The sequence below is a fragment of the Paraburkholderia sp. BGA-UO-ETr-F21 genome, from assembly GCF_059567925.1.
Map to the genome: position 1 here is coordinate 24,794 of NZ_JCAQOY010000029.1, position 22,641 is coordinate 47,434.

General features: G+C 63.3%; 28 protein-coding genes. 16 read left to right on the top strand and 12 right to left on the bottom strand.

The features are described 5' to 3' along the window. Nucleotides 1-131: 131 nt before the first annotated feature. Nucleotides 132-1,010, bottom strand: a complete 879-nt coding sequence (locus AC57B1_RS16455; protein WP_091795639.1) for a pirin family protein — start codon at nt 1,008-1,010, stop codon at nt 132-134. 122 nt (nt 1,011-1,132) lie between these two features. On the opposite strand from AC57B1_RS16455, the gene AC57B1_RS16460 reads away from it, so the two are divergent. Both AC57B1_RS16460 and AC57B1_RS16465 read left to right on the top strand, forming a co-directional pair. Next, entirely contained in the window at nt 1,133-2,122 is a 990-nt protein-coding gene (locus AC57B1_RS16460; RefSeq protein WP_408342784.1) for a LysR family transcriptional regulator, read from the top strand. 130 nt (nt 2,123-2,252) lie between these two features. Then, nucleotides 2,253-2,375, top strand: a complete 123-nt coding sequence (locus tag AC57B1_RS16465; RefSeq protein ID WP_408342786.1) for a hypothetical protein — start codon at nt 2,253-2,255, stop codon at nt 2,373-2,375. A gap of 100 nt (nt 2,376-2,475) precedes the next feature. Here AC57B1_RS16465 and AC57B1_RS16470 read toward each other — a convergent pair whose 3' ends face one another. The 11 genes from AC57B1_RS16470 to AC57B1_RS16520 all read right to left on the bottom strand — a co-directional run bounded on the left by AC57B1_RS16470 (nt 2,476) and on the right by AC57B1_RS16520 (nt 11,907). Then, nucleotides 2,476-2,895 carry an ExbD/TolR family protein gene (locus AC57B1_RS16470; protein ID WP_091795633.1) on the bottom strand — a complete coding sequence of 140 codons (420 nt, stop codon included), beginning with the start codon at nt 2,893-2,895 and terminating at the stop codon, nt 2,476-2,478. A 16-nt stretch (nt 2,896-2,911) separates the two neighbouring features. Beyond that, a complete protein-coding gene (locus AC57B1_RS16475) occupies nt 2,912-3,643 on the bottom strand; it encodes a MotA/TolQ/ExbB proton channel family protein (protein WP_408296540.1) in 732 nt (243 codons plus the stop codon). Between the two features lie 26 nt (nt 3,644-3,669). Beyond that, complete coding sequence (locus AC57B1_RS16480; RefSeq protein ID WP_408342788.1) at nt 3,670-4,407, bottom strand: energy transducer TonB; 738 nt, start codon at nt 4,405-4,407, stop codon at nt 3,670-3,672. Between the two features lie 258 nt (nt 4,408-4,665). After that, nucleotides 4,666-4,902 (bottom strand): (2Fe-2S)-binding protein, encoded by a 237-nt coding sequence (locus AC57B1_RS16485; RefSeq protein WP_091800666.1) that lies wholly within the window; start codon nt 4,900-4,902, stop codon nt 4,666-4,668. A 341-nt stretch (nt 4,903-5,243) separates the two neighbouring features. Beyond that, nucleotides 5,244-6,131 (bottom strand): glutamate racemase, encoded by an 888-nt coding sequence (gene murI, locus AC57B1_RS16490; RefSeq protein ID WP_496418033.1) that lies wholly within the window; start codon nt 6,129-6,131, stop codon nt 5,244-5,246. 331 nt (nt 6,132-6,462) lie between these two features. After that, nucleotides 6,463-6,942, bottom strand: a complete 480-nt coding sequence (gene bfr, locus AC57B1_RS16495) for a bacterioferritin (RefSeq protein WP_091795621.1) — start codon at nt 6,940-6,942, stop codon at nt 6,463-6,465. Nucleotides 6,943-7,125: 183 nt separating this feature from the next. Beyond that, complete coding sequence (locus tag AC57B1_RS16500; RefSeq protein WP_091795618.1) at nt 7,126-8,649, bottom strand: fumarate hydratase; 1,524 nt, start codon at nt 8,647-8,649, stop codon at nt 7,126-7,128. 55 nt (nt 8,650-8,704) lie between these two features. Then, nucleotides 8,705-9,316, bottom strand: coding sequence for a TIGR00645 family protein (locus AC57B1_RS16505; protein ID WP_496418034.1), 612 nt, complete (start codon nt 9,314-9,316; stop codon nt 8,705-8,707). Between the two features lie 242 nt (nt 9,317-9,558). Next, nucleotides 9,559-10,452: a DMT family transporter gene (locus AC57B1_RS16510; RefSeq protein ID WP_496418035.1), complete on the bottom strand. Its 894-nt coding sequence runs from the start codon at nt 10,450-10,452 to the stop codon at nt 9,559-9,561. Between the two features lie 258 nt (nt 10,453-10,710). Further along, nucleotides 10,711-11,313, bottom strand: coding sequence for a hypothetical protein (locus AC57B1_RS16515; RefSeq protein ID WP_496418036.1), 603 nt, complete (start codon nt 11,311-11,313; stop codon nt 10,711-10,713). 150 nt (nt 11,314-11,463) lie between these two features. Next, nucleotides 11,464-11,907, bottom strand: a complete 444-nt coding sequence (locus AC57B1_RS16520; RefSeq protein ID WP_496418037.1) for a ribbon-helix-helix domain-containing protein — start codon at nt 11,905-11,907, stop codon at nt 11,464-11,466. Between the two features lie 370 nt (nt 11,908-12,277). Between AC57B1_RS16520 and sctC the strand changes: the two genes are divergently transcribed. Genes sctC through AC57B1_RS16590 form a run of 14 tightly spaced genes read left to right on the top strand, consistent with a single transcriptional unit; the run spans nt 12,278 to nt 22,640 of the window. Further along, a complete protein-coding gene (sctC, locus tag AC57B1_RS16525) occupies nt 12,278-14,332 on the top strand; it encodes a type III secretion system outer membrane ring subunit SctC (protein WP_496418038.1) in 2,055 nt (684 codons plus the stop codon). After that, nucleotides 14,322-15,416, top strand: a complete 1,095-nt coding sequence (locus AC57B1_RS16530; protein WP_496418039.1) for an FHA domain-containing protein — start codon at nt 14,322-14,324, stop codon at nt 15,414-15,416. The genes sctC and AC57B1_RS16530 overlap by 11 nt, the downstream gene beginning before the upstream one ends. Continuing rightward, nucleotides 15,394-15,672: a hypothetical protein gene (locus AC57B1_RS16535; RefSeq protein ID WP_496418040.1), complete on the top strand. Its 279-nt coding sequence runs from the start codon at nt 15,394-15,396 to the stop codon at nt 15,670-15,672. The genes AC57B1_RS16530 and AC57B1_RS16535 overlap by 23 nt, the downstream gene beginning before the upstream one ends. Next, nucleotides 15,669-16,097 (top strand): hypothetical protein, encoded by a 429-nt coding sequence (locus AC57B1_RS16540; protein ID WP_496418041.1) that lies wholly within the window; start codon nt 15,669-15,671, stop codon nt 16,095-16,097. Before AC57B1_RS16535 ends, AC57B1_RS16540 begins: the two co-directional genes overlap by 4 nt. A 49-nt stretch (nt 16,098-16,146) precedes the next feature. Beyond that, nucleotides 16,147-16,602 carry a tetratricopeptide repeat protein gene (locus tag AC57B1_RS16545; RefSeq protein WP_496418042.1) on the top strand — a complete coding sequence of 152 codons (456 nt, stop codon included), beginning with the start codon at nt 16,147-16,149 and terminating at the stop codon, nt 16,600-16,602. 1 nt (nt 16,603) lies between these two features. Then, nucleotides 16,604-16,924 carry an EscF/YscF/HrpA family type III secretion system needle major subunit gene (locus tag AC57B1_RS16550; RefSeq protein ID WP_496418043.1) on the top strand — a complete coding sequence of 107 codons (321 nt, stop codon included), beginning with the start codon at nt 16,604-16,606 and terminating at the stop codon, nt 16,922-16,924. After that, nucleotides 16,921-17,769: a type III secretion system inner membrane ring lipoprotein SctJ gene (sctJ, locus tag AC57B1_RS16555; protein WP_496418044.1), complete on the top strand. Its 849-nt coding sequence runs from the start codon at nt 16,921-16,923 to the stop codon at nt 17,767-17,769. Before AC57B1_RS16550 ends, sctJ begins: the two co-directional genes overlap by 4 nt. After that, the gene (locus AC57B1_RS16560; RefSeq protein WP_091795585.1) at nt 17,766-18,341 is read left to right on the top strand and encodes a hypothetical protein; all 576 of its coding nucleotides are present in this window, start codon (nt 17,766-17,768) and stop codon (nt 18,339-18,341) included. Before sctJ ends, AC57B1_RS16560 begins: the two co-directional genes overlap by 4 nt. Continuing rightward, on the top strand, nt 18,335-19,300 hold the full coding sequence (locus AC57B1_RS16565; RefSeq protein WP_496418045.1) for a FliH/SctL family protein: 966 nt from the start codon (nt 18,335-18,337) through the stop codon (nt 19,298-19,300). Before AC57B1_RS16560 ends, AC57B1_RS16565 begins: the two co-directional genes overlap by 7 nt. Continuing rightward, a complete protein-coding gene (locus AC57B1_RS16570; RefSeq protein ID WP_496418046.1) occupies nt 19,297-20,268 on the top strand; it encodes a FliM/FliN family flagellar motor switch protein in 972 nt (323 codons plus the stop codon). The genes AC57B1_RS16565 and AC57B1_RS16570 overlap by 4 nt, the downstream gene beginning before the upstream one ends. Next, nucleotides 20,265-20,906, top strand: a complete 642-nt coding sequence (sctR, locus tag AC57B1_RS16575) for a type III secretion system export apparatus subunit SctR (protein WP_496418047.1) — start codon at nt 20,265-20,267, stop codon at nt 20,904-20,906. The genes AC57B1_RS16570 and sctR overlap by 4 nt, the downstream gene beginning before the upstream one ends. Then, nucleotides 20,903-21,178: a type III secretion system export apparatus subunit SctS gene (sctS, locus tag AC57B1_RS16580; protein ID WP_496418048.1), complete on the top strand. Its 276-nt coding sequence runs from the start codon at nt 20,903-20,905 to the stop codon at nt 21,176-21,178. The genes sctR and sctS overlap by 4 nt, the downstream gene beginning before the upstream one ends. A gap of 2 nt (nt 21,179-21,180) precedes the next feature. Then, a complete protein-coding gene (locus AC57B1_RS16585; RefSeq protein ID WP_496418049.1) occupies nt 21,181-21,903 on the top strand; it encodes an EscT/YscT/HrcT family type III secretion system export apparatus protein in 723 nt (240 codons plus the stop codon). Further along, the gene (locus tag AC57B1_RS16590; protein WP_496418050.1) at nt 21,900-22,640 is read left to right on the top strand and encodes an EscU/YscU/HrcU family type III secretion system export apparatus switch protein; all 741 of its coding nucleotides are present in this window, start codon (nt 21,900-21,902) and stop codon (nt 22,638-22,640) included. The genes AC57B1_RS16585 and AC57B1_RS16590 overlap by 4 nt, the downstream gene beginning before the upstream one ends. Nucleotide 22,641: the final 1 nt, after the last annotated feature.

Sequence of the window (22,641 nt, forward strand, 5' to 3'; positions counted from 1 at the left end):
ATCGCCGCGCTCCACCGCCCGTTATGACGCAACGGCGTGGCGCGCGGCCTGAATCGCTATTGTGAACGAATTTACCGGCCTTCGCGCCTTGGGTTGCGGCGCGGGCGACGCGTGCTTCGCGCGCCCGGGACTCAATGCGTGATCGCACCCATGCGCCCGGCCTGGTAATCGACGACGGCCTGGCGGATCTCGTCTTCCGTGTTCATCACGAACGGGCCATAGCGCACCACCGGCTCCTTAAGCGGCACGCCGCCGAGCAGCAGCACGTCGAGCGGCTCCGCGCCGGCCGTGAGCGTCACGGAGTCACCGTCGTTCTGAAACACGACCATTTTCTGCGCACCGATTTCCTGACGCGCTTCGCCTTCGCCGTAGAACCCGTTGCCCGACAGGCTATACGCAAACACGCGATAGTCGGCGGGCACCGGCTGCCGGATCGTCGCGCCCGGTTGCAGCGAGAAATGCTGATACAGAATCGGCGTGCGCGTTTCGATCGCGGCCTTGACGCCGAGCGCTTCGCCGGCGATCACCTTGACGCGTACCTTGCCATCCGCGGACGTTGCCACAGGAATGCTCGACGATGGCATTTCCTGATAGCGCGGCGCGATCATCTTGTCGCGCCGCGGCAAATTCACCCACAACTGCAAGCCGTGCACGCGCCCGCCTGTGCGGACGAACGACGGGTCCGGCATCTCGCTATGCACGACCCCCGCGCCCGCGGTCATCCATTGCACGTCGCCGGCGTGCAGGGTGCCGGAATGGCCGGCCGAGTCCTTGTGACCGAACTGGCCCTCCAGCACATAAGTGACCGTTTCGAAGCCGCGATGCGGATGGTCGGGCGCGCCTTTGGCTTCGCCCGGCGCGTAGTCGATCGGGCCCATTTCGTCGAGCAGCAGGAACGGATCGAAGTCCATCAGCATGCGGGTCGGAAACGGGCGATGGACGATAAAGCCGCCACCCTCGGTCGTGCGAACGGCGGGAAACGTGCGTTCGATCGTGCGGGTCGTGCTCATCAAAGTCACCTCAAAAAATGGGGAATAGCGTTATTTTTGAAACATGGAGCTATTATAGGGACCGTTTTCCGGGGTGCCAGCCGCCCTCGCGCAATGGATTGTTCTATTACTGGAACGATGAGATGAAGATCGATTCACACAATCTGAATGACCTGATGTATTTCTCGCAGGTCGTCGAACATGGCGGTTTTTCCGCCGCCGAACGCGTGCTCGGCATCTCCAAGTCGCGGCTGTCGCGCCGGCTGACCGAGCTCGAAGCGTCGCTCGGCGTGCGCCTGCTGCAGCGATCCACGCGCAAGCTGGCGCTGACCGAAGCGGGACAACTGTTCTATCAGCATTGTCAGGCGATGCTGAGCGAGGCGCAGGCGGCCGTCAACGTCGTTCAGCAACTGCGCTCATCGCCGCGCGGCACAGTGCGCGTCAGCGTCCCGGTCACGATTTCGCAGACGATTCTGTCGCAGATCCTGCCTGAGTTCATGCATCGCTATCCGGAAGTGCGTGTGGTCATGCGCGTGACGAACCGCGTGATCGATCTGTTCGAGGATTCGATCGACGTCGCGCTGCGGGTGCGCTCCGATCCGCCGGAGAACGCCAACATCGTAGTGCGGCCGCTGTGGCGCACGCAGCAGATGCTGGTCGGCGCGCCGAGCCTGTTGCAACAGAATGCGCCGCCGTTGCTGCCGGCCGATCTGAATCGCTTCGAAACGCTCGACGTGCCGACCGGCGATGGACGCCACGTCTACAACCTGATCGCGCCCGACGGCACGCGGCACGCGCACGAACACGAGCCGCGCCTCGTCACCGCGGATCTGATGACGATTCGCGAAGCGGTGCTCGGTGGTGTCGGTATCGCCGCGTTGCCGGAGATGATGTATGGCGCCGCGTTGCGAGCGGGGCAATTGTCGCCGGTCATGCCGGGTTGGACCTTCCCGACGCCGCAGTTGTACGCCGTATTCGTGTCGCGGCAGGGGATGGTGCCGGCGGTGCGTGCGTTTGTCGATTATCTGGTCGAGATGCTCGATCCCGACGACGGCAAGCACATCATGGGCGAGTGTCCCGCGCGCGAGGAAAAAGCCGCTGCAGCGCTGTCTTCGTTCGCGATTTCCCCATAGCACTTCTCACACGCGACAACATCGCTTTTAGCATTTAAGCGCGGCCTGTCATGAGTACTTTCAATGGCCGTTTGCTTGAATGCGCGCGCTCCCGGGCCTATAGTGAAATCCCTTCGCTAAGGAGTCTCTTATGCGAAAACTCATGGCCGCTATCATAGCGGGCCTGATAGGGCTGACCGCGCTGTCCGTGTCGATCACGGCTGTCGCATGCGGTGATTCAGGTAGCTATCAATCTTCGACCGATGGCAAATGATCCCGCCGCCCGAAGGCGCCGAGTGCGCACAAAAAAAGGCCTTCATCTGGCGATGAAGGCCTTTTACTTTTCGGCCCTTTTTTAAAGGGCTTTTATCGCATTACTTCGCTTTCGGTTGGGTCACGAAGCCGATCTTGGTCAGGCCGCCGGCCTGTGCCGCCGACATCACTTCCGCCACTTTTTCGTACGGAACCTTGCGGTCCGCATCGAGATGCAACTCGGGTTGCGGGTTCGCTTGCGCGGCCTCTGCAATTTTCGCGCGCAGTGCGGTGTCGTCGACCTTTTTGTCGTCCCACATGACGTTGCCGTCGGCGTCGACCGCGACGGTCACCTGTGCAGGCTTGGTGTCTTCCTTCTGGCTGCTTGCATGCGGCAGATCGATCTTGACCGCGTGACGAATCACCGGAATCGTCACCATGAAGACGATCAGGAGAACCAACATCACGTCGACGAGCGGCGTCATGTTGATTTCGTTCATCAGGCCGTCGTCATCGTCGGCGGCGAAGGGGCTCATTGCCATTGGATTGCCTCGCTGATCAGTTCGTGCGCGTGGCGAGCCGCAGGCCGTCGCCGCGCTTGGACGACGACAGTCGCGCGCCCGTCACGAAGAATGCGTGCAGACCGTGCGCAAAGCGGCTCAGTTTGGCCACCACCGCCTTGTTGGCGCGCGTCAGTGCGTTGTAGCCGAGCACCGCCGGAATCGCGACGAAAAGGCCGAACGCGGTCATGATCAACGCTTCGCCAACCGGGCCGGCGACCTGATCGATCGACGACTGGCCACTCGCGCCAATCGCCAGCAGCGCGTGATAGATGCCCCACACCGTGCCGAACAGACCGACGAACGGCGCCGTGCTGCCGATCGACGCGAGAATCGCGAGACCGCTCTGCATGCGGGCGACGCTTTCGTCCATCGTGTCCTTCAGGCAGCGCGTGATCCAATCCGACACGTCCATGCGGTCGTGCAGATGCGGCTGTGTCTGATGATGGTGATCGGCCGCTTCCTGACCCGACAGCGCCAGTGCGAGGAACGGATTGTCCTGCGGGGTCGACGAACCGGCGCCGAGTTTCTTGACGCCGTCGGCGAGATCGTCCGAGTGCCAGAACGCCTGTTCGGCGTTCTTCGTGAGGCGCTTCAGGCGCATCACATTCCAGCCCTTGATCACGATCACGCTCCACGACATGACCGACATGATCAGCAGCGCGAGCGCGATGCCGCGCGTCACGAAATCCCCTTGCGCCCAGACGTGCGCCAGTCCGTAGTTTTGCATTGCAATTCCTTTTTTTGAAATCTGCTTCAGTCGCTCAGACTGAAGTTGTAAGGCCGGGTGTAAGCGGCTCGAATTGGCTGGCCGTTCTCGAGAAATGGCTTGCAGGTAGTCGCGTGCACGGCGGCGAGCGCAGCGTCGTCAAGACGGCTGAAGCCGCTGCTCTGTTGTAGCTGGATGTCTTCCAGCTTGCCCGTCAGGCCGACCACGAACCGCACGGTGGCGGTGCCGGTTTCACCACGCCGCCTGGATAGCGGTGGGTAATCAGGCTTCACCAGTTCGCAATCAAGGTGCGAGACGTTCTTGGGCGCGCTGACCTCCATCGTCTGATGGCTAACGGCCGGCGCGGCAGGAGCGGGCGGGGCGGCAGGTGCGGCCGGCGCGGGCGGCGCGGGAGCGGGTGCGGCGACGGGCGTCGGCGAGGGCGCGGCGGCCACCGGTAAAGGCGTTGGTGTCGGCTTGGGCGTTGGAGCCGGCTTCGGCTGAACTTTCGGCTTGGTGTGAACCGGCGGCGTCGGCGTGGGCGGCGGCGGTGCAATCGACTGTATCGCGACGGGCGTGGCAACCGGCGCCGGCGGCAGCAACTGCGCGGTCATCACGCGCGATTCGAGGACCGGTTGCACAGGGTCGTGCCGCAAGGTCATCACCACGGCCAGCAACGCGACGTGAATCGCTGCAACCAGTGCGGTCGCTGTCAGGACGCGTGAGTTCGGTCGGGTGGACGAAGCCGGCGTGGCGCCGGCCGAAACGGTATGCGAGGCCGGCATATCAGCGTGGCGGCGCGCAGTGCACGCAGCGCGTCAGACAAGACGTCGTCATGTTCGAAAAATCAGCAGCGAAATGAACAAAGTAGTCACGAAACCAATCAGCAATTCCATCTCGAGCTCCTGTGAGGGGTGAGCGGGTAGCTGGCTGGTACGAATACTGGCTTGCTGACGGCAGTGGGATAACGCTTGAACAGCGAAGAACGGCGGTGGGCGGCAGGCACCCGAAGCGCGGCGTCAGCCGCGCCTTGATACTCGGTCTCAGGCGGCCTTGCGTTCGTAGAACGTCAGCGGGACAGCCTGGGGATTATGCTCGAAACCACAGCGGCTCGCGCATACGCCGCTCTGCATCATGACGTCGCGGACGGACTCCGCGCATTTTCCACAGCAGGAAGCGACGCCGAGCTCGAACTGCAACTCGTCGAACGAATCGACGCCTTCCGCGATCGAGGCACGGATCTTTCGGTCAGAAACGGACTTGCAGACACAGACAATCATGGCAGGCGTCATAGCTAACGTTAATGCGAATTATTATCATTATGTTTGAGCCGTTTGGCAAGCGTCCTGGCCAATTTTTTGTAACAAAACCAGACTCTTAGAAGGGTTTCGTCTAATGGAGGAAGTCTGAAGGCCGGTGACCTGTGGGGCGAAAAGGCGGCCTCAAGGCGTCGCAAAGGCATCCAAAGGCATCCCAAAGGCGCTCCTGAGCCGCCGCTGCAAGCGTCCCCAAAAGGTGTCCCATATGGCGTTCCCAAAGCCATTGGAAAGGCGCGCGGGAGTTCGCAGCGCTCCTGTAAAAGCGCGTGTCGGCGCGGCAAAAAACCGCGTGGGTCAGGCGTTCAGGCGGCTTGGGAGTTCGGAGCTGCGGTGCGCCGCGAGGGAATCGACACCTGTTCGACCGTCGCGTCGATATGTAGCAGGCTGGCTGCCAGTTGCTGCTGATGCGAGCCGTCCCCGGTGGAATAAAAGCGGGGCAGAACAGCGCCCGCGCTTTCCGGCGCAGCGCGCAGGCCGTGTTGGTCCAGCACCCGTTCCAACTGGCGCGCAATCGCGACGCTCGTGTCGATCAACACCAGCCGGTCGCCGACGATGTCGCGAATCGCCGCGTCGAGGAACGGGTAGTGCGTGCAGCCGAGCACCAGCGTGTCCGCGCCCGCGTCGAGCATAGGCTGCAGGTAGCCGCGCAGCAGTTCGCGCAGTTCGGCGGAGCCGACGTCGCAGCGTTCCACGGCCTGCACCAGCCCATGGCCCGGTTGGCAAAGAAAGCGGCAATCGGCCGCGTAGCGTTCGAGCAGCGCCTGGAAGCGCGCGCTGCGCAGCGTCACCTGGGTGGCGAGCACGCCCGCGACGCGAGTTTTCGACTGCAATGCAGCGGGTTTGATACCGGGTTCGACGCCGACCAGCGGAATAGGCAGCTTCTCGCGAACCATCGCGATTGATTGCGCGGTTGCGGTGTTGCAGGCGACCACCAAGGCCTTCGCGCCTTGCTTGACCAGCCATTCGCCGATTGCGAGCGTGCGGTCGGCGATGAAATCGTCGTCGCGCTCGCCGTAGGGGGCGTAGAGCGAGTCGGCGGCGTACAGGATCGCCTCGTCAGGCAGTTGTGCGCGCACCGCCCGCAATACCGACAAGCCGCCGAGACCCGAATCGAAAATGCCGACCGGTGCGCGCGATCCGGCGCCAGACGTGAACATCTCTGTTGTCGTAGACGGTGATTCTGCGGGCATAGGCGAAGAGGATGCGTGCGGCACGGCGCTCAAGGAAAGCCTGGGAAGGTGCGCAAGTATAGCGCCCGCGCGGCGTGCCCTAGTGGGACTTGCCGTGCGGCGCCTCTCGGGGAGGAGTTCGTGCAGAACTCCCCATTAGAGACGCTGTTCGGCGCGCTTTCCGGAAGCACTTCGTCAGGACATCCCACGGGGACGTCATTCAGGGCGCCTCCCCAGAGCACTTCCGCCGGGCGTCCACCAAGCGCACCGCCGCCAGTACCCGCTCCGTTGCGAACGGGCCGACCCATGAACGGGGCGCGTGCGGGATGTGGGCGGCTGCGCCGTAGCGCGATCAGGACTCGACCGAGCCCATTGCGGATTGCTGATAGTTCTGGATCCCGACCTTGTCGATCAGGTCGATCTGGGTTTCGAGCCAGTCGATATGTTCTTCGGTGTCGTCGAGAATTTTCGTGAAGATTTCGCGCGAGATGAAATCACGAACCGATTCGCAATACACGATCGCTTCCTTGCAGGTGCTCTGTGAAATCTGTTCGAGCTTCAGATCGCATTCGAGGATCTCTTTCGTTTCCTCACCGATCAGCAGCTTGTGCAGGTCTTGCAGGTTCGGCAGACCGTCGAGCATGAAAATGCGTTCGATCAGCCAGTCGGCATGCTTCATTTCGCCGATCGATTCGTCGTATTCATGCTTGCCGAGTTTCTCGAGGCCCCAGTGCTTATACATCCGCGCGTGCAGAAAGTACTGGTTGATCGCAGTCAGTTCGTTCTTCAGTTGCGAGTTCAGGTACTCGATAACTTTCTTGTCGCCTTGCATGGTATTTCCTTTGTGGGACTTTGAATTTTCAACAACAATAAACGCCATACCTGAAAAAGCCAAGGGAACAGACATATCTTTTGACATTGTTTCAGGCGTCGCGTGTCGCGTTGCGCGCGGCAACAAAAAAGCCGGGACCGCAGTCCCGGCTCTTCGACATACGTGACAGGCGTTAGCGGCGAATCAAACCGTCGCGACCGGAATCTTGCCGATTTTGGCTTGCCATTCCTTCGGGCCGGTCTGGTGCACGGAGGTGCCGTTCGAATCGACGGCCACCGTGACCGGCATATCCTGCACGTCGAACTCGTAGATCGCTTCCATGCCGAGGTCTTCGAACGCGAGCACCTTCGCGCTGCGAATCGCCTTGGACACGAGGTACGCTGCGCCGCCCACGGCCATCAGGTAAGCGGCCTTGTGCTTCTTGATCGCTTCGATCGCGACCGGGCCGCGCTCGGCTTTGCCGATCATCGAAATCAGGCCGGTTTGCGCCAGCATCGTCTCGGTGAACTTGTCCATGCGCGTTGCCGTGGTCGGGCCTGCGGGGCCGACGGCTTCATCGCGCACCGGATCGACCGGGCCGACGTAGTAAATCACGCGGTTCGTGAAGTCGACGGGCAGCTTTTCGCCCTTAGCCAGCATGTCGGCAATGCGCTTGTGGGCGGCGTCGCGGCCCGTCAACATCTTGCCCGACAGGAGCAGCGTCTGGCCCGGCGTCCACGCGGCGACTTCTTCCGGCGTGAGCGTGTTCAGGTCGACGCGCTTGCTCTTCTCCGTGTCCGGCTGCCAATGCACGTTCGGCCATGCGTCGAGCGACGGCGCTTCGAGTTTGGCCGCGCCGGAGCCGTCCAGCGTGAAATGCGCGTGACGGGTGGCTGCGCAGTTCGGGATGATCGCGATCGGCTTGGACGCGGCGTGCGTCGGCGCGGCCATGATCTTCACGTCGAGCACGGTGGCGAGACCGCCGAGACCCTGTGCGCCGATACCGAGCGCGTTGACCTTCTCGTGCAGTTCCACGCGCAATTCTTCGATCCAGTCCTTCGGGCCGCGTGCGATCACGTCCTGAATGTCGATCGGATCCATCAGCGATTCCTTCGCCATCACCATCGCTTTCTCAGCGGTGCCGCCAATGCCGATGCCGAGCATGCCCGGCGGGCACCAGCCCGCGCCCATGGTCGGCACGGTCTTCAAAATCCAGTCGACGATCGAGTCCGACGGATTCAGCATCGCGAACTTCGACTTGTTTTCCGAGCCGCCGCCCTTGGCCGCGACCTGCACGTCGACCTTGTCGCCCGGCACGATCTCGTAGTGGATCACGGCCGGCGTGTTGTCTTTCGTGTTCTTGCGGCCGCCTTCGGGCGGGCTCACGATCGACGCGCGCAGCACGTTGTCCGGGTTCAGATAACCGCGGCGCACGCCTTCGTTGATCATGTCGGTGACGCCCATCGTCGCGCCGTCCCAACGCACGTCCATGCCGACCTTCACGAACACCGTGACGATGCCGGTGTCCTGGCAGATCGGGCGCTTGCCTTCGGCGCACATGCGGCTGTTGGTGAGAATCTGCGCAATGGCGTCTTTCGCCGCCGGGCTCTGTTCGAGCTCGTAGGCGCGGCCCAAGGCCTGGATGTAGTCGAGCGGATGGTAATAGCTGATGTACTGAAGCGAATCAGCAATGCTCTGAATCAGATCTTCCTGTTTGATGACGGTCATGGCTAGCTCAGTGGAGACAGGGGCGCTTGTTGTCGGACACGCCGGGCGGGGCGGATCAGTCGTGCGCCTTCAGGGGAGTGGAACCTTTAGCGGCACCCACGGCGTGCAGCACCGTGGGCTCTTCGAAATGCTTGGGATGCGTATGCGTGGTGAGGCGGTCGACCAGCGCCATCACGACTGCGGAGACGAGGAACGCCACGTGGATGATCACCTGCCACATGATCGTATGCGTCGAATTCTGGTCGGGGCTGATGAAGGTCTTCAGCAGATGGATCGACGAGATGCTGATCAGCGCCATCGACAATTTGACTTTGAGCACGCCCGCGTTCACATGGTCGAGCCATTCCGGTTCGTCCGGATGACCCTCCACGCCGAGGCGCGACACGAATGTTTCATACCCGCCGATGATCACCATGATCAGCAGGTTCGAGATCATGACCACGTCGATCAGGCCGAGCACGACCAGCATGATGTTGGTTTCGTCGAGCGTCAGGGATGCCGTGACGAGGTGCCAGACTTCCTTGAGGAAGAGGACGACGTAGACGGCTTGCGCGACGATCAGGCCCAGATAAAGCGGCACCTGCAGCCAGCGGCTCATGAAGATGATGGCGGGCAGCGGGCGCGTGGGGCGGCGCTGTTGGGCGGACTCGGTTCGCGGAGCGGACATGGGCAAGAGTCGGATGAGACGCAGGTGACGGAACACGGACCAAAATGCGCCGGGCCGGCAGGCGCAATACGCGATATGCACGCCAGTCAGGCAAGCAAACCCGGCAAGCAAACCCGGCAAGCAAACCCGGCATGGACGGCGCACACGGCGCGATGCACAGCCAGCCGAGGCCTTGGGAGCCTCGCGTCAGGCGCGCTATTGTAACGCGTCGGCTAAATTTGCTGCATCGCGGCGGGCAGTCCTCACGAGGCCACCGTCGGCAGTCGCTTGAGCTTCAGGCTCGCAAGCCCGATCCCCGTGACCACGCAGGCGAGCGCGATGCCGTGCGCGAAGCTGGGCCGCTCGCCCAGAAACAGGATGCCGTAAACCGCCGCCGCCACCGGCAGCACGGCGCTGAACACGCCCGCGAGACTGCCCGGGACATGGCGGATGCCCTTCATCCATAACCAGAACGAAAAGATGCTGGCGGACAGTCCGTACCACAACACCAGCATCCAGACGCTGAACGGCACTGCGCGAAAATCGAATTCGAGCCATGCGCCGGCGCCGAGCGGCAGCATCAGCAGCAGGCCGAAGAGATGCGTGTAGGCGCAGATGTCGACCGGCGCGAGCGTCTGCGTGAGGCGGCGCGACAGGATGATGTAGAGCGACTCGCAGCATACGGCGCCGAGGACCATCAGGTTGCCGGCGAGCGAGCTCTCGCCGGCCGCGTTGTGATCCACGTGCGCCAGATTGATGACCAGCACGCCGACAATCGCGAGTGCGATCGACGCAAGCGCCCGGCCGTTCGGTCGCTCTTTCAGAATCAGCCACGAGAGCAAGGCGACGACAGCCGGGATCGTGCTCGTAATGACGCCGGCCGCGACGGCGCTGGTGCGCTGCACGCCGCCGAGCATCAGCAGGGTAAAGCCGAACGTGCCGAATAAGGCCTGCAGGAACAGGTTGAGCCATTCATCGCGCTTCACGCGGCGCAGTTTGGCCACGCGCAGAAGCGGCCACAGCACCGCCATTGCGATCACGAAGCGCAGCAGCGCGAAGAGGGGGACGGGGACGAACTCGACGATTGATTTACCGATGCCGACATTGGTGCCGACCAACAGCATCGAGGTAATGAGGAGCAGGGCGTAACGATTCAAGCTGGAATCCGGGGAGGGCGGGCGTGGGGCGCGTAGTTTACCGGACGGCGCCGGGGAGCCCGTCAAGTGGCGTTGTCTTTGTCATTGCCGGACGCGACGCTTGCTATGCGGGGAGCGGAGGCGGCTTTGCCGGAGCGTGGATTGCATTGAAAGTCGCGCGGGCGCGCGCGTGCAAATGGCGGGTGGCAGCCGGCCGCCGGGAGCGTCCACGGCGATACTTTGACGGGGTGGCGGCGGCCGGCTGCGTTCAGCGCTGCGTCAAGCGGTGCCGGTTCCGCCTGTACCGAGCTTACCCAGCATCGGCGAGAGCATGCCCATCAGGGGCGAGAGCATGCCGAGCGCCTGCCCCGCGCCCGGGATGACGGCGGAAAGAAGTCCCTGAAGGCCCTTCATGACGGTCTGGAAGAACTCGCCGATAGCATTCGACGCTCCGTTCTGTGCTCCGTCGGCGGCGCCGGCCGGCGCCGTTGCCTGAGGTTGTTGCGCGGCCATGTTGTCGGCGCCGTTCGGTGATGCGTCGGTGACGCCTGGTGGCGCCGCCATTGTCTGCTGTCGTGCGATTGCGTCGCGTGCCGCATCGTCGGAAGCCCGCCCCGCAGCCATCTCGGCGTCGCGCGACATAGGGTGGTGGGCACCGTTCGCGTGATGATGGCCACCGTTCGCGTGGTCCGCGCGCATAGGGCGGCGCATACCCATCATGTCGTCCTGCCGCACAGGCCCGTGGCCACCCTCGGTGTGCTCCGTGGAAAACATCTGGACCGAACTGGAACGGGTGCGGCCGGCCGCCCCGGCATCCAGCGCTTGCGCCATTGAACGCAGATCGAACTGCCGAGTGTTGCTGATATTGTTGATCGCTTCCATCACAGAATCCTTAAATCGAATAAAAGGAAATAGATAAACCGGACAGCTGTGTTGTGTGGAATTTATGCGCCTGCTTCCGGATCGCTGGTGCGCAAAAGTGCATAAATTAAATCTGGCTGTTTTCTATTGACCTCCTCTGGTTTATCCGGGTTAACCAACTGACACATCCGGGTCGATCAAATCCAAATTGATCGGATGTTTTCTATCCAGCAACTGGGTGACGCAGATTATTCTGACAAAGCCGGTGAAATTACGGATGGCTTCCTGGGTAAGATCAATTTCAAGTGCCCATCTGGAAATCAGTTTTCCCACCGTCACCGCTTCCTGGCGCGCAATCTCTTCGATGATTCGCCAATACACCTCCTCGAGCCGAAGACAGGTGGCCAGCCCGTTGATTCTGACGGAGCGCTGCCGCGGCTTGGCAAGCTGCGGGGTGAAGTTGCAATACTGGGTCATCCGCATGTGCGTGCGCGTGTAGGAGTACGAGAAGGCGGAGCCTCCATGACGGCGGTAAATGTCCTGATGCATTTCAAGATGGCTATGCATCTGCGATGTAAGTCGCGCGGGTTGTTTCTCATGTTCGGATGAATTCAAGTGACGGCTAGTGAATCTTCTCCCCGCAATATTCCCACTGGGTCATAAAGATGTACGACGTTTATCTGAAGTTCCGTCCTATTTTCAAGATATGCAGCCCGGATAAGATCAATTGAAAGGCCATGAGCGGAGCGATCCGGATTTGCGCACACTCAATAAAAAGCGGTTGGAATGGCGGTATTTGAAATCGGCAGATGAAGTCATGCATATATATGACCATCCGTGATGCCGGAGCTATTAAATTTCACTGGCGTAATCAATACAACGTAGCCAGGAATTTTCGATGCTTATCACGAGCCGCAATGATTCGCCCATTAAGAAGGGCGGTGGTGGACCGCAGTCCGCGCCATCGTGCGTGACCGGCGCTGCCATGTTTCAAATGGCAGGCCGGCTCGCGGTGGTGTGGGCTGTGCTGCAGGTCTCCCAGGCTCAGGCCGTCACGCCTGCGTGGCACGGCGCGCCGATTCACTACGCGGCGAACGGTACGCCGTTGCCGGACATGCTGCGTGACGTGCTGGCGGTGGAAGGACTGTCCGCGAATATTGCCCGCGACGTGAAGGGCGCGGTCAACGGCCGTTTCGACGACACGCCCGGCAACGTGTTCATGCAGCTGGTCGAGGCCTACGGCCTGGTCTGGTATTTCGACGGCAAGTCGATGCATGTCGCAACCGCTGCCGGCGTGCGTAGCCGGGTGATTCCGTTTGCGCCGATGACCCGCGAAGCGGTTGCGGCGTTGCTGCGCAACCTCGATCTGGACGACCCGCGCCTGCCGATCAGATACTCGGCGACGACCGCGAAGGTTGCCGGCCCGTCGGCTTTTGTGGAAGCGGTGGCCGATGCGATCGACAAGGCGCAGCAGCAGAGCACCGCTGAGCCGTCGTTCGATCAGACCGAAATCCGCATTTTCCCGCTGCGCTACGCGCAGGCGCAGGACATGCACTATTCGGTGGGCTCGCAGGACCAGGTGGTGCCCGGGGTGGCCTCGCTGTTGCGGCGGGTCATGATCGACAGTTGGCAAGCTACCGCGCCGCGCGCAGTCCGCTCGCGCGCCGAGGCTCGCGCCGACGCCCGCAGCGCGCGGAGCGGTCCGCCGCCGTTGCCGAGCCTGCGCGGCCTGGGTCTGGCCGGCGGCGCGCCTTCCGATGGCGACAGCTTGCCACCGCCGCTGCCCGATACGGCAACGACTGAGACGAGCCGGACCGATCAGCCCAGCGTGACGCCTGCGCGACGCAACATCATTGCCGACCCGCGCACCAACTCGGTGGTGATCAACGACCTCGCGTCGATGATGCCGAACTACGAGCGCGCCATCGCGATGCTCGACCAGCCGCAGGAGCTGGTCGAGATCGACGCTGTCGTGATCGACGTGTCGTCGAGCGCGGCGCGTTCGCTCGGCGTGGCATGGGGCGGTTCGAACGGGCGTATCAGCGGGTCCTCCGGCACCATCAACGCGCCGTTGAGCTTCGGAGCGCCGGCGCTTGCAACAGCGGCGGGCGTGGCGTCCGGACTGAATCTCGCCACTCTGGTTGGCAACTCGGCGCAGTACCTGTTCGCGCAGATTCACGCGCTGGAAGACGCCGGCCAGGCACGCGTGCTGTCGAGCCCGCAAGTCCTCACGCTGAACAACATGGAAGCGGTGCTGACTTCGCACAGCTCGGTCTATGTGCGGGTGGCGGGCAACCAGGACGTCGATCTGTACAACATTGATACCGGTCTCACGCTGAAGGTAACGCCGAGCGTCGAATCGGCCGCTGATCCGCGCCGCAATATCCGGCTCAACATCCAGATCGATGACGGCGCGTTCAATACATCGATGTCGGTCGACGGCATTCCGAAGGTCGACAACCACTCGATCGTCACTCAGGCGATCGTGCGCGACGGCGAGAGTCTGCTGGTCGGCGGGTATCAATACGAGCGCAGCGAAAGCAGCACGTCGAAAGTGCCGGTGCTCGGCGACGTGCCCTACGTCGGCGCGCTGTTTCGCGACACCCAGACGACCCGGCAGCGTCTCGAACGCTTGATCCTGATCACGCCGCGCCTCAAGCGTGCGGCCGGCACCGGCGAGGCGGCGGGCGGGGCGGTCATGGCGGGGCCGGCTATGGCGCCCGCAGGAGTGGGGGCGGTCTTTGCACCGGGCTCCGGTTTGCCCGGCGTCGCGAGTGCAGAAGCGGGTTCGCTTGCGCAAGGGGCACAAGGGGCACAAGGGGCACAAGCGGCACAAGCGGCACAAGCGGCACACGCGAGGATGCCCCCGCTCCCGGCGGCCACCAATATCCCGCCGGCGGTCGCTGCCGCGCTGCGGGCGCCGTCGCGCGGTGCTGCTTCGACCGCGCCTCCGCCAGTCACGCCGTTGCCATTGCCGCCGCCTCTGCCCGCATGGCAATCGACACGCAAGATGCCTTGGGAGGACCGCAATGACCGCTGACGCAATGATCCTCGTGAAAGACGGCGTGCATACCGGTGCCAGCATCGCGCTGTCCACCGATAGGCCGCTGCGGATCGGCAGCGGCGGCGACGCCGATCTGATGGTGATCGACGAGGGGGTCGAGCGGCTGCACGCCACCGTCGAGTTGCGCGGCGCGGCGCTCGGGCTGGTCGCGCACCAGCCGGGCGTGACGGTGTTCGGCCGGCGACTGGCGCCGGGGCGGCGCGTGCTATTGCGGCGCGGCGCGTGGTTTTCGGCGGGCGCGGTCACCTTCCAGTTCGGCGGCCGCGGTGAGCCGACTCCGACGATGGCGGGCCACGCCGAGCGCGCCTATTTATTGCGCCATGCGCCGCTCGCCTATTGCGCAAAACGCTGGTCCGGCGCGTCGCCCGTTGCGAAGGCGACGGTCTTTGCGGCGCCGGTTGCCTTCGTGCTGCTTGCGTGGATCACGTCGAACCCGATGACGGGCAGGCCGCACGCTCAGCGCATCGACGACACGTTCCGGCTGGTGAAGACGCATCCCGATCCGAAGTCCGGCGCGCTCGTCTACGAGGGCTACGTGCAGACGCCTGCCGATCTGTCCGCGCTGACCGCGCGGGCGTGGTCACGGCAGCGGGCGCCGGTCATGCGCGTGATCGTGCTTTCGCAATTGCAGGAGCAGGTCGGCGATTTTCTCGCGCGCTATTACCGCGGCGCCGAGGTGCGGGCCGCCGAACCCGGTGCGTTCACTGTGGTACTGCCCGGCGCGCCGGGGTTCGTGTCGCCTGAGTCGTGGGACTACGCACGCGTCACGAGGCTGGCGCGCGCTGAGATCGACGGGCTGCGCGAGCTCACCTTCCCCGGCCATGCGCAGGAGGGTAGAAAGGTGCGCGTGCCTCTCGACGCACTGGGGATGAATCTTCTCGCCGGCAGTCACGCGGCCTGGCTGACCGACGCACAAGGCCAGCGCTATTTCGTCGGTGCGCGATTGCCTGTCGGGCGAATCACGCGGATCTCGGCCTGTGCGGCGGAGGTGACGCTCGACGATGGTTCGATCTACGAATTTTTTATGAGTGCCGCGCATGACACAGAAAGATGCCGCTAGAAGTACGCGTGGCTCATTCGGCGAGCTATCTCTCGAGGAGAAGCTTGCTCAACCCGGAGGGACCGGTCGAGAAGAAATCGTCGCCCGCCTGACGCATGAGATCGGCTGCCTGAACAGCGCATTGCCAACTGTTTCACGGGAATTGCAAAAAGAAATGGTTTTGCTTGTCGAGTGTTTGCGCGCGGCTCGGCAGGTTGTGGAGCGAAGTGTGAACTTCGCAAATGCGCGCGACAACCTTAAGGAAGAGAAATCATGAATGGTGTAAATCCGCTGGTCCATGCGAACCCGGGTATCAATCCCCACGCCGCAGGCGATGGTGGCGTCAATTCGGTATTTAACCGTAATGGCGGTGGTGGGGACGGTTCCTTTAGCGGCGACTTTAAAGTCGATAGCGTTAAAGACCTTGTCAAGGAGCTTTATCTGAAGTCGGTCGATAAATTTAATTCGGCGGCGAACGCGGCTAAAGCCGACTCGCAACAAGCGACGCAGGCGGGCGGGCAGGGCGCGCAAGGTGGACAAGGCGCGCAAGGCGGACAAGGCGGCGCTCCGGGTCCTGCCTCCATGATGGACGCGCAGGCGGCATTGTCGGACGTCCAGACAACTCATTCGCTGGCTATCAACATGATCTCGGACGCTGGTCACGTGGCAACTGAGGCCGCGGGCGCACTTAAGACCTCCTAAAAAAAGCGGTGCGAAGACGCCCTCGCGGCGTCTTCCGGAGCTATTGCAGATGCAGGACGACACCTTGCAACTACTCATTTCGATTGGCCACTATGCCTGTGCTCATCGATGTTTCGACGAGGCCCGCTATCTGTTCGGACGGTTGGGATTGCTGTATCCGCGGCGCGCCTTCCCGTATCTCGGGCTTGGCCTCGTGGAACTCAATCGGGCGAACTATCGCGCTGCCTCCCGGCTGCTCGGTCGGGCGGTGGATCTCGAGCCAGACAGCTCGGCGGCATGCGCATGGCTGGGTGCGTGCCAGTTGGCCGAAGGTCATTACGCGCTCGGCACACGAACGCTGATGGCGGTGCCAAACGACGACGATCCCAGCGCGTTTTCGATGGCGACGGCATTGCTGAATCTACCCGAATGCGCGCCTTATACCCGTGCCGTGCGCGCTGCACAGACGACGCACCGCGCGGCTTTGTTTTCAACGATTGAACGACTAACTATTCGCGGCCATTGACATGACTACCAATTCTTTTACTCCGTTGCCGGCGCCAGTCGATGCATGGTCCGCCATGCCTTCCGCCACTCCCCAGCTTACTCTCGGATCGGGCGACGCACACCCGATGTACGAGCGTTTGCTCAGCGACGTGCAGAACGGCTACGACGCATCGAAGTACGAGGTGGCCAAACATCTGCATCACCGCGCATCCGGCAGCTTATCGACCCTGCAGATGCTGGACTTGCAGGCCGACATGATTAATTTTAGCGTGCGGGTGCAATTCACGACGAACGTCGCGGAGAAGATCAGCCACGCGATCGACAATCTGACGCAAAAATGATGCGCCGCGCCCTGATCCTGCTGCCGGTGCTGCTGCTCCTCGTCGGCTGCAGAACCTCGCTTTTCGAAGACCTGGACGAGGACCAGGCGAACCACATCGTCGCCGCGCTGAGCCATCACGGCATCAACGGCTACAAGGAGCGCAACCCGGACCGCACGTGGAACATCTCGGTCGACGACGCCGATGCCGTGGTCGCCACCGAACTGGCGAGCGCTTATGCGCTGCCGCGCGGCGGCCACCCGAATCTCGGTGAACTGTTCAGCCGCCAGGGGCTCATTTCGAGCCCTGAGGAAGACCGCGTCCGCTACGTGTACGGGCTCTCGCAGGAAATCTCCGAGACGCTCGAAAAAATGGACGGCGTGCTGCTGGCGCGCGTGCATATCGTGCTACCGGAAAAGGATCCCTTGGACCCGGCGCAGGACACGCTGCCGTCGGCTTCCGTGATGATGCGCTATCGCAGCGACTACAACCTCGAACCGATGCGCGACCGGATTCGCGCGCTGGTCGCGGGCGGTGTCGAAGGGCTGACGCCGGCACGCGTATCGCTGACGCTCGTCGCGGTCACGCCGGTGCTGACGTTTCCCGCCGACTGCGCGGCGGATGACGGCGTCGCCAGTGCAGCGGGCGTGGTCGCCGCGACGACTTGCGCGCAGAGCGCCGGCTATACGCCGTCGCGCGCCACCGCGATGCTGGGCGTGCTGGCCTTGCTGGTGGCGCTGATGAGCGGCTCGATCTGGCTGTGGCGCTCGGGAAGGCGCACATGGTTCAAGCCGAAGAAGGGCGCCGAAGTGTCGGACACAAGTGCGCGTTCGGAGCGCGCCAAGCACGCCGGAGGCGAGGCATGAGGCGCGCCTACACCTGTGCCCCGGCCTATTGGGCGCATCACAGCTGGCTCGAACACGGCAAGCCGATCCGCGACGAACGTACCGCGCGCATCGCGCATGCGTTTCTGTTTGGAAGCTATCCGCAACTGGTTCAGGTGGCGCTGGCCGACGTGCCGCCCGCGCTGCCGATCTGGCCGCGGCCGGCTTGCGCGCGGCTGTGCCGGATCGTCGCCGCGCTTGCGTTCGCGCCTTCGCTGCGCCGCGTGGTCGCCGCGCAGGCTCGTGCCGCCTTTGCGGCGGGGATTGCGCCGCGCCTGCTCGGTGCGATTCAGCGGCACCCGCGTGCGCAGACTGCCGATCTGCTCGTCGAACCGGCGCCTTCGCTATTCAGCCGGCGCGACATGACGGCAGTCGGCCTCGCACTCGCGCTCGAAGCCACCGCCGACTCGCGCTATGCATTCTGGTGGAGCCTGCGCTTGCCGCGCGAGATGTCGGAAACCGCGTCGCGTTATCGCGTGAGCAATTTATCTTCCGCCGAAGCGCGTGAGCTGGTCGCCGAGGCGCGCCGTCTGATGGGAGCCCATCCATGCTGATATGTCGACTGGGTGCCTGGCGCATCGAATCGGACGGACATCTGAGCGCGCATGAACTGGCGTCGCTCGACGGCCTGCGCGCAGTCGATGCCGACCGCGCAGCGGAGGCGGCACACGAGCGCCGCCGCCTCGGCACGCGGGTGCGCGAACTCAAGCGCCGCGCGTGGCGTCATGGCCACGCGGCCGGGACGGCGGCAGCGCTGCGCGAACATGTCGGACGCACGAGCGCGGTGGCATTCGCCGCCCATCGTCTCGAAGAGAGGCTCACGCAGATCGTGCTCGGCGCGGTGAGCGACATTGTCGGCGAACTGCCGCCGTCGGCCGCGTTGAAGCATCAATTGCGCCGCTCGATCACGGTCGCGCAGTCGCAGCGGCTCGTGTCGGTCCGCGTGGCACCGGCCGAGTTCGATGACGCGGTGCGCCTGATCGCCGCCCTCGAGCAGGACCTCGGCGCGCCGCTATGCAGCGTGCTCGCCGATGCGGGACTGCCGGCTCGCTCGTGCGTCGTCGAAACCGAGTCCGGCGTGATCGACGCCGGCTTGAAAGTGCAGTTGCGGGCGCTGGAGCGTGGGATCCGCGACAGCGTGGCGGCGGTGCTGCGCGAGTATGACTTCGCCGATGGTTCGGGGCGTACGGCGCTCGACACGATCGAGCAGGGCGTGCGGCAGACGTTGGCCGTGCTCGCGGCGCCGTTGGCAGCGCCGATGTGGGCGATATTGCCGTCGCCATCGCCATCGCCGTCGCCGTCGCCATCGCCGTCGCCGTCGCCATCGCCATCGCCATCGCCATCGCCATCGCCATCGCCGTCGCCGACGTCGCTGGCATCGCCGCCATTGCCGCCATTGCAGACATCGCAGACATCGCAGACATCAGCGACATCAGCGACGTCAACGACATCGCCACCCAAACCGCGCTCAGTCCGTGTCGTCCGGCGTTCATTCGTGCGGGAGGCGGTGTGACGCTCTGGCACGACATGGAAACGGTCGCGCTCGCGGACGTCGAGCGCACCAACCTGGCGATTCGCCACTTCGGCAGTCCACACGCGGTGTCGGTGGGCACGCGGCGCTTCACGCTGCAATTCGAGCCGTGCCGCGCGTCCTATCCGCTGCGGGTGTCCGGTTTCGGGGGCCAGGCGCCGTTCAGCGCCGGGTGCGACGCCGGCGCGCTGCTGCCGGAACTCGCGCCTTCGGTGATCGACGCACGCGGCGAGGCTGCGCTCCTGCATGTCGCCGACGCATTGAATGACTGGCTGTGCGCGCTCGAAGGTCTGTTCGGTTTCACGATCGACCTGACCAGCGTTGCGTTCGACGCCGTGCCGGAGCAGGGCGCATACGGCCTCGCCGTCACCCATACGGCGAGCGGCCGTGCTGCCCATTTTTCAGTACGCAGCACGGCGGTCGATGCCTGGCTGCGACTGCGCATACCGCCCGTGCCGTCGAGAGACGCATTGCTGAACCGCCTGTACGTGCGCCTGCCGGTTTGCCTGCCCGGTCCGTGGCTGGCGCTGCCGCGGCTGCGCAGGATCGCGGTGGGCGATGCGTTGCTGTTCGATCGTCATTCGACTTACCTGCGTGTGCCATTGCGAATTGGAACATGCCGGATCCTTTTGAAATTTACTCAGGAGTACACCTTGATAGAGCATGTCATGACTGATGAAACCCCGCCCGTCGAAGTCACCAGCGAACTGTTGCCGATCGACTCGATCACTTTCGCCTTCGAAGCGGTGCTCGGTACGTTGTCGTTGTCGGTGGCCGAACTGGCGCATTTGCGCGAAGGGTCGATCGTCGCGTTCCGGCTGCCGGCTCGCGAGCGCAAGGTCACCCTGCTATGCCAGGGCATTCCGTTTGCGCGCGGCGAACTGATCGATATCGAAGGTGCGCTCGGCGTGCGCGTCACACGGCTCACGCAGGAGGATCTGCCGGCATGAACGACCAGTTCGATCCGCTACAGAACATCTTCCTGTTTTTCATGCTGGGGCTTTTGCCAATCGCAGTCACGATGACCACATCGTTCACGAAATTCAGCATCGTACTGACGTTGCTGCGCTCGGCGCTCGGCGTGCAGCAGGCGCCGAGCAATCTCGTGATCTCCGGCCTCGCCCTCGCGGCGACGCTGGTGGTCATGGCGCCGACGGTGTCGAAGATCGAGGCCTCGCTCGATACCGAAGGCGGCCAGGCATCCATGCCGCGCCCCGTCGAAATCGTGCGGGCCGTGCGCGGTCCGCTTGGCGACTTCATGCTGAAGCACTCGCGGCCCGACGAGCGGCAGTTTCTCGTCAGCGCCGCGAAGCGGATCGATCCGGAGCGCGATGCGCGCGAAACCGATTTGCAGCTGCTGATTCCGGCATTCATGATCAGCGAGATATCGAGCGGCTTCGAGGCGGGCTTCCTGCTCTACATCGCATTTCTGGTGGTGGATCTGGTGGTCGCCAATGTGCTGAGTGCGATGGGCATGATGATGCTCTCGCCGACGACGGTGTCGATTCCACTCAAGCTGTTCATGTTCGTGTCGGCGTCGGGCATGTCGAAGCTCATGCACAGCCTTATCGTCGGCTATGCAAAATGAACGGCCTGCCGTCTCTCCCCACCTTGTCCAGCGACGCGTTGATGCTGGTGTTCTGGTTGTCGTTGCCCGCGCTCGCCGTGGCTACCGTTATCGGCCTGCTGATCGGGCTATTGCAGTCGATCACGCAGATCCAGGACCAGAGCCTGCCCTATGGCGCGAAGATCATCTGCGTCGGCTTCGTGCTGATCGTCACCGCGCCATGGGCGAACCGCGAACTCGCGCGCTTCCTCGCGCACGTGTTCATCTATATCGCGGCAGGGCGCTTGCATTGAGCATGGAATATATCCCTTATCTCGAAGGCTTTGCGTTCTGCACGATCCGGCCGGCCGTCGCGCTTCGCATGATCCCCTTCGGCCAGAGCGACTCGCTAGGAACCAAGTTGCGCCTGCCGATCATGTTCGCCGTTGCCATGCTGCCGCAGCAGGTCGGTTGCCCGCCGAACCTGTTGCTGGCGATGATCGTCGAAGTCGCGACCGGTGCCGTGCTCGGCCTGCTGCTTGGCACGATCTTCCATGCCGCCGGCGCCGCCGGCGCGATACTCGATCAGCAGGGCGGCTATGGGAGCGCTGCGATGTACGACCGGCACTTCCAGCAGGAAGCGGCGTTGTTCGAACAACTGTTTCTGCGGTTCGCCGCGTTGATGCTGTTTACAGGTCCGGGCTTGCCGCTGCTGTTCGGCTTCTTCACGGATGCGTGGGTGCTATGGCCTCCCGGGCAATGGCGCACCGACCTGCTCGATGTGTTCCGGCAACTGGCGCTGCGCAATCTGCCCGACACGCTGACCGAAGGCGTGCGGCTTGCGAGCCCGTTGCTCGGCCTCCTGTTGCTTGTCGACGTAGCATTCGGGCTCATGTCACGGCATGCGAAGCGGCTCAATCCGTTTGCGAACGCGCGCACCGTGAAAGCCGCGGTTCTGACCTTCGCCGCCGTGCTCGGCGTGCCCGCGTTGTTCGAGCAGTTGCGCCTCGCTTTCGATCATGTGATCCATCTGCAATGAGCGACAAGACCGAAGCGCCAACTCCCAAGCGGATCCGCCGCGCGCGGATGGACGGCCAGATCACGAAGAGCACGCATGTGACGGTGGCCTTCAGTGGCCTGTGCTGGTGGCTGTATCTGTTTATCGAGGGTCCGCATCTGTACGCACTCGGCAGCCGCCTGATCGTGCACGTGACGACGCTGGACGCATCGCGCGAATTCGGCGATCTGCTCGCGTCGACGGGCGGCGCGCTTTACGCTTTCATTGCGCCGGTGCTGACGACGCTCGGTGTCGGCGCACTCGCGGTGTTGGTGCCCGAACTGATGCAAACGCGCGGCCTGCTGGCATTCAAGCGCGTCGTGCCCGACCTCAAGCGGCTGAACCCGATCAATGGATTGAAGCAGATCTTCAGTCTGCGCCTCGTGTGGGACAGCGTGCTCACCATCATCCAGTTCACGATCCTGCTGCTTCTGTTCGCAGAGGCCATCAAGGCCTGCCTACGGCAGCTTGCGTCGGCATGGACGTTTTCCTTGCCGGTCCATCTCGGCAATACGGCAATGTCGCACTCGCATCTGCTGGCCTTGATGGCCGCCTCGCAGATCGTGCCCAGCGTTGCCGACTATTTTATCCAGCGCTTTTTGTGGCTGCGCGGTCTGCGCATGGACAAGAACGAAATCAAACGCGAATACCGCGACGACGAAGGCGACCCCTACATAAAGAGCCGGCGTCGAGCGCTTCATCGGGAGCTTGGTCAATAAC